The 10,085-nt window shown below is 63.6% G+C and carries 8 protein-coding genes, 3 tRNA genes and 3 rRNA genes; 1 reads left to right on the forward strand and 13 read right to left on the reverse strand.

The window, feature by feature from the left end; translation table 11 throughout:
* Positions 1-98 (reverse strand): hypothetical protein (locus INE98_RS10330; RefSeq protein ID WP_293538750.1); only part of this gene is annotated, 98 nt, incomplete at its 3' end.
* 38 nt (positions 99-136) lie between these two features.
* Complete coding sequence (locus tag INE98_RS10335; protein WP_293538744.1) at positions 137-874, reverse strand: hypothetical protein; 738 nt, start codon at positions 872-874, stop codon at positions 137-139.
* A 176-nt stretch (positions 875-1,050) separates the two neighbouring features.
* Here INE98_RS10335 and INE98_RS10340 point away from each other — a divergent pair, with 176 nt between their 5' ends.
* Entirely contained in the window at positions 1,051-1,380 is a 330-nt protein-coding gene (locus tag INE98_RS10340; protein ID WP_293538745.1) for a hypothetical protein, read from the forward strand.
* Here the strand turns inward: INE98_RS10340 and INE98_RS10345 are convergent.
* From INE98_RS10345 to INE98_RS10395, 11 genes are all read right to left on the reverse strand, one after another.
* A complete protein-coding gene (locus INE98_RS10345) occupies positions 1,377-2,042 on the reverse strand; it encodes a cytochrome b/b6 domain-containing protein (protein WP_293538746.1) in 666 nt (221 codons plus the stop codon). The genes INE98_RS10340 and INE98_RS10345 overlap by 4 nt on opposite strands.
* A 26-nt stretch (positions 2,043-2,068) precedes the next feature.
* Positions 2,069-2,536 (reverse strand): cytochrome c, encoded by a 468-nt coding sequence (locus INE98_RS10350; RefSeq protein ID WP_293538747.1) that lies wholly within the window; start codon positions 2,534-2,536, stop codon positions 2,069-2,071.
* 74 nt (positions 2,537-2,610) lie between these two features.
* Positions 2,611-3,171, reverse strand: coding sequence for a sugar transferase (locus tag INE98_RS10355; RefSeq protein WP_293538751.1), 561 nt, complete (start codon positions 3,169-3,171; stop codon positions 2,611-2,613).
* Positions 3,168-3,989: a 23S rRNA (adenine(2030)-N(6))-methyltransferase RlmJ gene (gene rlmJ / locus INE98_RS10360; protein WP_293538748.1), complete on the reverse strand. Its 822-nt coding sequence runs from the start codon at positions 3,987-3,989 to the stop codon at positions 3,168-3,170. The genes INE98_RS10355 and rlmJ overlap by 4 nt, the downstream gene beginning before the upstream one ends.
* A gap of 49 nt (positions 3,990-4,038) precedes the next feature.
* Positions 4,039-6,141 carry a TonB-dependent receptor gene (locus tag INE98_RS10365; protein ID WP_293538749.1) on the reverse strand — a complete coding sequence of 701 codons (2,103 nt, stop codon included), beginning with the start codon at positions 6,139-6,141 and terminating at the stop codon, positions 4,039-4,041.
* Positions 6,142-6,245: 104 nt separating this feature from the next.
* A tRNA-Met gene (locus INE98_RS10370) sits at positions 6,246-6,322 on the reverse strand.
* 65 nt (positions 6,323-6,387) lie between these two features.
* Positions 6,388-6,502, reverse strand: a 5S ribosomal RNA gene (gene rrf, locus INE98_RS10375).
* A 74-nt stretch (positions 6,503-6,576) separates the two neighbouring features.
* A 23S ribosomal RNA gene (locus INE98_RS10380) occupies positions 6,577-9,363 on the reverse strand.
* A 234-nt stretch (positions 9,364-9,597) separates the two neighbouring features.
* A tRNA-Ala gene (locus tag INE98_RS10385) sits at positions 9,598-9,673 on the reverse strand.
* Positions 9,674-9,737: 64 nt separating this feature from the next.
* Positions 9,738-9,814 (reverse strand) — tRNA-Ile (locus INE98_RS10390).
* Between the two features lie 166 nt (positions 9,815-9,980).
* Positions 9,981-10,085, reverse strand: a 16S ribosomal RNA gene (locus INE98_RS10395); the annotation flags it as partial.

Genomic DNA, 10,085 nt, shown 5'->3' on the forward strand with positions numbered 1-10,085 from the left:
TCCTCGGCGTAGGCGCCGCCGTCAATATACTCGAAAAACATGGGCGGCAGGCGACGCCGGGCAAGTTCGCGGTAGTCGGACATGGCGGCGGGTTTCATGTCGGGCCTCCCTTCTGCTCAGGGGCTCCCGGGGCGGATCAGGCCGCCGGGGGACGCGGCGGGGCGTTCATGACGATCCAGACCTGGTGTGCTCTCGCCAGAAGTTCACCCCCGGCGGCGAAGAGCGCAACCCCGGAGGTCTCCTTGCGTCCCGAACGCTCAAGCGGCCAGGCGGTGACAATGCAAGGCTCCCCTGCATGGGGATGGCGCAGGACCTCTCCGGTCATGGTCCCGAGGAGGGCGCCGTGGCGACCTTCCCGCACCACCCAGGCGAAGAAGCCGGGGCAGTCCAGCGCCGCCCAGATCACCTCCGTCGGGATGCGGCCGTCAGCGTCTGCGAAGTTGGCGTGGGGCGTCCATGTGCAGGCCAGATACCCTTCAGCCTCGCCCTCGACCTGCCCGGCGAAGACCCTGAGGCCGTCGCCCTCTCCGCGCTCCGGGCCGCAGGAAAAACAGATGGGATGGAACCTCTGGCCAATTCCGATGTGCCGGGCCTCAGCCGCTATGGCGGCGTCCCAGGTCGGCGGCGTCGGGACCTCCGGCAGGGCGGCGGCGCTGGCGGGTGCGCCCTCCCCGATGATCTCACCTCCGTCGCCGGTCAGTACCTGGCGACCTGCGTCACCCTCGAGGTCCAGCGGGACATCCAGCGGGATTCGGGCCTTCAGGACGGCCGTCGCCGGCCCCGGTATGCCCTTGGCCAGAAGGCCCGCGCAGTATCCGCCATTGCCGGAGGACGGGGGGCCACAGAAGCGCTGGGCGATGAGGATGCCCGACATGGGAACTCCGCTGAAATGCAGAACCAGAAACGGGGGCCTAATGCGGGCCGGATGCAATGCGGCGGATTTTCTCCCAATCCGGAGCAGGACGGAAGCCGATTCTGCCCTCGACGCCGTTGGAGCCGGGAAGAGACCGCGCTAGATATCGGTCTTCGCCCCGTGACAGAGGATTGACCATGAGCAACCGGATTGAGCGCCCCTGGGCCCTGATGCGCCATCATGCCGGATGGGCGGACGTCTTTCTGATCGAGAGCGAGACCCGGGACTCGATCACCGGGGTGTATCCCGACCGCGAGACCGTGGGTCCTCCAGTCAACTACAGCGTCCGGGCCGTCCTGGCGCGGTTCGAGACGCTTGAGGCCGCGCGCGCCGCGCGGGAAGGCGCTGTCCTGGAATGGCGCAAGCATGACGCCGCCGTCCGTGAGGCCGAGGAGAAACTCCGGGTGGCCGAAAAGGCCCGCGAGGACGCCTGGCTGACCTGTCTGAGGGATGCGGCGAGCGCCTAACCCAGTCGGAAGCCCCGTGAAACCGCGTAACCCACCGCGATCGCGATAAGGACGCCGACCAGGAACTTCCAGAGGGGCGCGCGGACCAGTCCCTGGACCGGGCCCTGAAACCGTCTGACTCCTGTAATCATGGGCCGAATGATGTCTTCCCGTCGCTTCAGGGCGTAGTAGGCGACCGCCGCCAGGTGCAGGACGATCAGACCTTGCAGAATGCGGAACGAGAGCTCGTGCCACTCCGCGACCTGCTGGGCGAGTTCGAAGTCAATCCGGTCGGATAGCGGGCCGCCTTCAAAGCCGTCCTCGTCGATTGAGAACAGTCCAAGCAGAACCTGAAGGCCGACCATTCCCAGTATCGCCAGGACTGAGAGCGCCCCGAGAGGGTTGTGCCCCGCCTTTTCTTCCGCCGCCCCTTCCCGCGAGGCCCTCAGATAGGCCCGGATCGCCGACGGACCACGTACAAAGTCCGTGAATCGGGCGGTCGAACCTCCTGCCAGGCCCCACCAGAGGCGGAAGGCGAGAAGACCGGCCAGCGCGTAACCCGCCGCCCGGTGTATGGCCATCTGCTCCCCGGCTGTGATCCAGGCCACGAGAACAAGGATCACCAGCGACCAATGGAAAAGCCTCGTCGGAAAATCCCAGACGGGTGTGGGCGTTTCGTTCATGACGCCAGCGCCTTCTCGTCGAGGGATCAGTCCGCCTTGTACTTGTCGTGGCACCCCCCGCAGGAGGCGCCGACCTGCCGGACCTGCGCACGGGCGCCGGCGACATCACCGGCGCGGGCAAGAGCCTCAAGCTTGGCGGCTTCAGGCTCGAGCCGGCGCGCCGCAGCCGCGAAACCGGAGGGATCGCTCCAGATCGTGGCCAGAGCCTCCGTCTTGACGCCGGCTTCAGGTCCGGTCCCCCTGGGGAACCAGCTCTCGACCCGGGGGGCGAGTCCGCGGATCACCGCCGCATTGGAGGCGACCGCCGCCATGTTCGGCGAGCTCGACCTCAGGTTGTCATTGATCTCCTTCATCGACCTGCCGATCGTCTTGAAGTTGTTCTGGCGGGTCTCGATGACGGACTTGGCGTTGACCGCAGCCACGGCGGCGCCGCCAAGCCCAAGAGAGGCGACCACGGCGACCGCGATCAGTGAATTTCGGTTGAGGCGGATCATGTCGGCTCCAGGGTCGGAATGTCAGGCAACGAGAGTTGTGCAGGACATTGCCTCGCCCGGTCAATCGTCCGGCTTCAATGGCGGACGTTGCGTCCACTCAGGGCGACCCTGAGGGTGAGGAGGAGGATCGCCAGATCAAGGCCCAGAGATCGTCGGTGAAGGTACTCGATGTCGAGCTCGACCTTGCGCTCCAGGTCGATCACGTCGCGCCCATTGATCTGCGCCCATCCTGTGAGACCCGGCCGCAGCACATGGACGCCGGCGCGGGTGCGCAGATCGATCAGGTCGTGCTGGGAATGAAGGGCCGGTCTGGGCCCCACCAGGGTCATGTCGCCGACCAGGATGCTCCAGAGCTGGGGAAGTTCGTCCAGGCTGGTCCGCCGCAGCCACCGGCCCGCGCGGGTGATCCAGCGATCCGGGTCCTCGAGGGCCTCGGTGGCCACATCGGGAGCGTCGGTCCGCATGGTGCGGAACTTGGGCATCCGGAAAAGCCGGTTGTCGCGGCCGAACCGCTGGGACCAATGAAGAGCCGGCCCTGGGCTGTCGAGGCGGATGACAAGGGCGAGCAAAAGCAGCAAGGGCCAGAGGATTGCGAGCCCCGCCGAGGACACCAGCAGGTCGAGGCCTCTCTTCAGCACGACAGGCTCCAGACACGGGCCTCACCGCCATGGCCAAGGACCTCGACAGTCCATCGACAGATCGCTTCGACATCCGCCGCAAGGCCGTCCGGCGCATGGGACATAACCAGCGCGCATCCGTTCATGTGCAAGGGATCTCGAAGAGGGCGTATCCGGGCCTCGGCGACGAGCAGCCCCTCCGGTCCCTCGACCTCCCGAAGAAACGCATCAAAGGTCTCCAGGTCCTTGAGCGGAAGCCATACGATGACCACGGCGCCCGGACAGGCGGTCCGGATCCGCCGGAGCGCTTCTGCGCTTCGGGCGTAGTCGTCCGCGCGCTCGAACGGCGGGTCGATCAGGACAAGGAAGTGACCGCCCGGGACAGCGAGGTCTGTCGCTCCCTGAAATCCGTCCTCCTGCCGGACGACCACAGCCGGGCGACCGTCCAGGTGCGACCGGAGCTTTTCGGCCTCTCTGGGGTTCAGTTCGAAGACGGTCAGCCGGTCCTTGGCTCCGAGCCTGTCCGCCACCAGACGCGGCGACCCCGGGTAGAAGCGCGCGTGTCCCGACGGGTTCAGCTCAAGTATCGCCTGCCGGAGAGTCAGGATCGGACCCGGAGCCTCCGGCTCGGCCATCAGGCGCAGAACGCCCCTCTCCGCTTCGGCCGAGCGTTTGGCCTCGGGTGCGGCAAGATCATAGAGGCCGCGGCCGCCATGGGTGTCGACCACACTCAGCGGCGCGCCTCTGGCCTGCAGCCGCGCCAGAACCGCAAGGAGCGTCGCGTGCTTCACGATGTCCGCGAAGTTTCCGGCGTGAAAGGCATGGCTGTAGTTCATGGCCCTCTCCTGACACGGCGCCGACCCCGGCCGAAGTCTTCCCCGGGACTCACCGTCGGAGGCTCACACCCAGTCTGATCGCGCGAGGCGCCGCAAGGCTGACCGCTCCGTCGCCGGCAAGAGCCGTCTGTACCCGCGAGTTCGCCAGATTCTCCACCGCAAGGTAGATTTCGGAGCCGCCGGCCAGGCGCCAGGCGGCCCGGCCATCAACACTGAGGGCCGCCTTCAGCCGGCGTGTATTGAGGTCATCGTCGAAACGTTCGCCCTCGTAACGCATCGACACATCCAGGATGGCGAAGTCGACGGGGCGCCAGGAGGCGCCGGCGGTGGCGGTGAGCTTCGCTGTCTGGGCGGGCCGGAGACCAGTGAGTTGGGGGGCGCCGGCGCCGCCGTCCACCTGTGCGTCCGTCCAGGCGATCGCGGTTCGGAGGTCGAGCTGCCTGATCGACGCGCGCGTCTCAGCCTCGACGCCCCAGGCGTCAATACGCCCGGCATTTCGCCTTTGCCGAAGGGTTCCTCCGGCCGGGACGAACCCCGCGACAGGGAAGACCGCGGGACCAGTCCCCAGGGTCACGTTGGTGACGGGATCGTTGAGCCGGTTGAAGAAGGCGCCCGCGCTCCACGTCCAGCCCCCGGCCAAACCTTCCAGACCCAGGTCCACCCCGGCCAAGCTTTCCGGCCGCAGAGCGGGGTTCGCCTCGGTGATGTCGTTGCCCACCCGGAACGGCCTGTGCAACTCGTTCAGGGTCGGTGGTCGAAAACCGCTGTAGGCCGCGGCCCGCAGGGCGAGGGCCTCCGAAAGCTCAATCCGCGACCCAATCCTGATGCTTGCACGTCTGCCTGAGGCGCCGGGGGCGCGGCTGTCCAGGGTGATTGCGCCGGTGGCGAGATCTCGTTCGCGCCGCAGGGCGCCGTCCTGCGACCAGTGGTCGACACGCAGCCCTGCCGAGTGAAGGACGCGTTCGCTGGACCAGGAGCCCTCGCCGTAAAGCCCGGCCACCGTAGTCCGGCCGCCGCTCTCCCGGCCGCGGGTGAAGCCGCCGTTCAGGAAGCGAAACCGCTCATGCGCCTCGCCTTGGGAGAGACGCGCGTCTGCGCCGGCCTCCATGGACCAGGGCCCCGCGTTCACTCGCCATGCCGCGTTAAGGCCCCAGCCGGACGCCGGAGTGGCGTACTGGTCCGACGCTGGCGTCGTACTCCCGCGACCGGCTGCGACGCTGACGGAGCTGTTCTTCAGGTCTGAGGCCCGGACCCAGATCTGGGCGCGCCAGCCCGTCCCCCGCTCGAGATCGGCGAGGGTGAGGGCCAACGAGGCGCCTTCCGACCGGGAGGTGGCGCCGGCGAGACCGGAGTCCCGGTCCTCGCGCCAGAACCCCAGGCCCAGGGCGGCGGCTGCCGGCCCCAGGTCATCCCGGAGACGGGCCGACCCGCTGTAGTGCGTCAGGTCGAGGGGCTTATCCGCCGCGCCCCGCCCTGCACCCCGCACGGGAGTGAACCGGGGTCCGCGTCCAGCCGCGGCGGAGACCGTCAGTCCCCCCTCGGAGACCACTAAGGCCGCGCGGGCGAGGTCATGGTCGCCCATGGAGACATCACCCCGGAAGGCCCCCGCTTCGGACTCAAGTTCTGTCAGGGAGACGACGCCTGTCAGGGCGCCTGCGCCCCAGGCCCCGGCCCCCGCGCCTCGGACGACATCGATAGCCGCGAGGCGTTCGGGGGGGACGGCTGACCAGATGACCCAGCCGCCGAACGGATCGTTCAGCGGGACCCCGTCGAGCGTGACCAGGGCCCGCCCGGCGCCCGAGGGGGCGAGGGACCGGAGCGACAGGCCCTGGGTGGTGGGATTGGCGGCCTCCGAGCCGTTCCGCCGAAAGAGGCTCACCCCCGGAACCTGCCGGAGGGCGGCGTCGACGCGGGTCGAACCCTGCAAGTCCTCCGACTCCAGCCTGAGACGCGAGTAAACGGAGTCGCCGATCCGCGGCGGAAGGTTGACCGGCCGGACAATGACCACCTCGACCTCGGTCGGCGGCGGCGGCGGTTGAGCATCGACAACGGGCCACATGCGGGCGGCATACACCTCGCACGGTCGGACGACCACACCGAACTCCTGTCCTTCAGGCCGCGCGTCTCCGGAGGCGAGGGGCAGCCGGAACATCTCCAGGGGTGTCCAAAACCTGGTGGTGCGGTCCCGGCCAGACCGCCGGCGCCGGCGCCCCGAGCAAAAGAAAGCCCGCCAGACCGGGGCCTGGCGGGCGAACTTGGGTGCGGGGACAGGATTTGAACCTGTGACCTTCAGGTTATGAGCCTGACGAGCTACCGGGCTGCTCCACCCCGCGGCAAGGAATTCCGCTGGAAGCGGAGGAAATCGGAAATGAAGGGTGACTGTTCATCCGTTCGGCAGACCTGGCGGCGACCTACTCTCCCGCGCCTTAAGACGAAGTACCATCGGCCCAGAGAGGCTTAACGACCGAGTTCGGAATGGGATCGGGTGGGGACCTCTCGGCATAACCACCAGGTCAACGAAACGGATGAAGAGAAGACATCAGACCGAAACCACGGCCATCAAAGCAAATCATGAGTTCAACTAAGAACGATCAAGCCGATCGAGCGATTAGTACCGGTAAGCTCCATGCGTCGCCGCACTTCCACACCCGGCCTATCAACGTGGTGGTCTACCACGACTCTCGGCGAAGCCTTGTTTTGAGGTTAGTTTCCCGCTTAGATGCTTTCAGCGGTTATCTAGTCCACACTTAGCTACCCTGCTGCGCGGCTGGCGCCACGACAGGTCCACCAGAGGTGTGTCCATCCCGGTCCTCTCGTACTAGGGACAGATCCTCTCAAGCTTCGTACACCCACGGCAGATAGGGACCAAACTGTCTCACGACGTTCTGAACCCAGCTCACGTACCACTTTAATCGGCGAACATCCGAACCCTTGGGACCTGCTCCAGCCCCAGGATGTGATGAGCCGACATCGAGGTGCCAAACTTTGCCGTCGCTGTGGACGCTTGGGCAAAATCAGCCTGTTATCCCTAGAGTACCTTTTATTCGTTGAGCGATGGCCCTTCCATGCAGAACCACCGGATCACTATGGCCGACTTTCGTCTCTGATCGACTTGTCAGTCTCTCAGTCAGGCGGGCTTATGCCATTGCACTCGACGAGCGATTTCCGACCGCTCTGAGCCCACCATCGCGCGCCTCCGTTACACTTTGGGAGGCGACCGCCCCAGTCAAACTACCCGCCACGCCATGTCCCAAACCCGGATAACGGGCCCTGGTTAGACGTCAACAACAACAAGGGTGGTATTTCAAGGATGGCTCCACCGGAGCTGGCGCCCCGGATTCATAGCCTCCCACCTATCCTACACATGTTGCAGCTAACGCCAAGGCGAAGCTGTAGTAAAGGTTCATAGGGTCTTTCCGTCTGACCGCGGGAACCCCGCATCTTCACGGGGAATTCAATTTCGCTGAGCCTACACTGGAGACAGTGGGGAAGTCGTTACGCCATTCGTGCAGGTCGGAACTTACCCGACAAGGAATTTCGCTACCTTAGGACCGTTATAGTTACGGCCGCCGTTTACCGGGGCTTCAATTCGGAGCTTGCACCCCTCCTTTTAACCTTCCGGCACCGGGCAGGCGTCAGACCCTATACGTCGCCTTACGGCTTCGCAGAGCCCTGTGTTTTTGATAAACAGTCGCTACCCCCTGGCCTGTGCCACTCTCAACTGGTTGCCCAGAGGAGAGTCACGCTTATCCCGAAGTTACGCGTGCAATTTGCCGAGTTCCTTCAGCATAGTTCTCTCAAGCGCCTTGGTATGCTCTACCAGTCCACCTGTGTCGGTTTCGGGTACGGTCTCTGTTGGAGTTATTTCCAGGAACGCCTTCACTGCCAGGACAATCCAATAAGCCCGGACAATTTACGGCATTCGTCACTTCCAACTGGCCCAGGAATATTCACCTGGTTCCCATCGACTACGCCTTTCGGCCTCGCCTTAGGGGCCGGCTAACCCTGCGCAGATTAGCTTTACGCAGGAACCCTTGGACTTTCGGCGAGAGTGTCTCTCACACTCTTTGTCGCTACTCATGTCAGCATTCTCACTTCCGATACCTCCAGCCAGCCTCACGGCTGACCTTCACAGGCTTACGGAACGCTCCGCTACCGCGTGCTTGCGCACACCCATACCTTCGGCGAACGGCTTGAGCCCCGTTACATTTTCCGCGCAGGATCGCTTGACCAGTGAGCTGTTACGCTTTCTTTAAATGATGGCTGCTTCTAAGCCAACATCCTGGTTGTCAAAGCAATCCCACATCGTTTCCCACTTAGCCGTTACTTGGGGGCCTTAGATGATGGTTAGGGTTGTTTCCCTTTTCACGACGGACGTTAGCACCCGCCGTGTGTCTGCCAGATAGTTCTCTTGGGTATTCGGAGTTTGGTTAGAATTGGTAGATCTCGCGACCCCCGCATCCATCCAGTGCTCTACCCCCCAAGGAATTCGTCTGACGCACTACCTAAATAGTTTTCGCGGAGAACCAGCTATGTCCAGGTTTGATTGGCCTTTCACCCCTATCCACAAGTCATCCCAGAATTTTTCAACATTCACGGGTTCGGTCCTCCAGCTGGTGTTACCCAGCCTTCAACCTGCTCATGGATAGATCACCTGGTTTCGGGTCGTCATGCGACGTACTTATTCGCCCTATTCAGACTCGCTTTCGCTGCGCCTACACCTATCGGCTTAAGCTTGCACGGCACATGAAGTCGCTGACCCATTATACAAAAGGTACGCCGTCACCACGCGAGGTGGCTCCGACTGCTTGTAGGCTTCCGATTTCAGGTTCTGTTTCACTCCCCTTGTCGGGGTGCTTTTCACCTTTCCCTCACGGTACTTGTTCACTATCGGTCGTCGAGGAGTACTTAGGCTTGGAGGATGGTCCCCCCATGTTCAGACAGGATTTCACGTGTCCCGCCCTACTCGAGTCTGTCACTATTTGACGCCTACGGGGCTATCACCCACTATGGCCAACCTTTCCAGATTGTTCGGCTTTATTTCATGACAGCACTGGCCTGGTCCCGGTTCGCTCGCCACTACTACGGGAGTCTCGGTTGATGTCCTTTCCTCCGGGTACTGAGATGTTTCAGTTCCCCGGGTTTGCTTAATGACCCTATTTTATTCAGGCCATTATACCTTTGAACGATCTACGAACCGCACTTCCAGCCGGAGCTGGAAATCAAGTTCGCAAACCGTAAAGGTGGGTTTCCCCATTCAGAAATCTCCGGATCAAAGGGTGCTCGCGCCTCCCCGGAGCTTATCGCAGCGTGCCACGTCTTTCATCGCCTCTCGACGCCAAGGCATCCGTCAGAAGCCCTTATGCGCTTGATCGTTCTCAGCAAAACTCATGCGTGGGGACGGTTTGCCGTCCGGCGGTACGAAGCGCCGAACAGCGCCCACACATGCGCTTTGATTTGTCTTTGCAGACAATGATGTCTTCTCAGGTCAGTCCTCCAAGCCCAGGGGGGCCGGACAAACCCTTCAATTCACGATGTCATTCGCCAGGACGGGTATCCATCCTGGAAACCTTGCTCCCGCGATCGCTTGGCGCTGTCTTCTCTCTTCTGGTGGAGCCAGACGGGATCGAACCGACGACCTCATGCTTGCAAAGCACGCGCTCTACCAACTGAGCTATGGCCCCGGAGAGAAACCACCCGGAGGGCGCTGTCGTTCGACCTGTCCGCCCAAGGATCCACGGAAGAAGGTGGTGGGCCCAGGCAGACTCGAACTGCCGACCTCACGCTTATCAGGCGTGTGCTCTAACCGGCTGAGCTACAGGCCCTTGAAGCGGCGCGTCCCGGCCACGCCGGGACAAGCGATCGCACCGCAGCCTTTTGTCGCGGCTGCGATGTCATGCGGAAAGAGAAACGAAGACGGCGACACCCCGCTACCTGTGTGGTGTCTGTGAACAGACCAATAGGACGTGAGCCCTGGAGGTCTATCCTTAGAAAGGAGGTGATTCAGCCGCAGGTTCCTCTACGGCTACCTTGTTACGACTTCACCCCAGTCGCTGACGCTACCGTGGTCGGCTGCCTCCATTGCTGGTTAGCGCA

Origin of the sequence: Phenylobacterium sp. (assembly GCF_020253645.1) — a bacterium.
GTDB lineage: Bacteria > Pseudomonadota > Alphaproteobacteria > Caulobacterales > Caulobacteraceae > Phenylobacterium.

Bases quoted from the DNA above. Each gene is read 5' to 3' on its own strand.
- INE98_RS10340 (WP_293538745.1), top strand. From the start codon at position 1,051: ATGAGCAACCGGATTGAGCGCCCCTGGGCCCTGATGCGCCATCATGCC.
- INE98_RS10365 (WP_293538749.1), bottom strand. From the start codon at position 6,141: ATGTTCCGGCTGCCCCTCGCCTCCGGAGACGCGCGGCCTGAAGGACAG.
- rlmJ (WP_293538748.1), bottom strand. From the start codon at position 3,989: ATGAACTACAGCCATGCCTTTCACGCCGGAAACTTCGCGGACATCGTG.
- INE98_RS10350 (WP_293538747.1), bottom strand. From the start codon at position 2,536: ATGATCCGCCTCAACCGAAATTCACTGATCGCGGTCGCCGTGGTCGCC.
- INE98_RS10345 (WP_293538746.1), bottom strand. From the start codon at position 2,042: ATGAACGAAACGCCCACACCCGTCTGGGATTTTCCGACGAGGCTTTTC.
- INE98_RS10335 (WP_293538744.1), bottom strand. From the start codon at position 874: ATGTCGGGCATCCTCATCGCCCAGCGCTTCTGTGGCCCCCCGTCCTCC.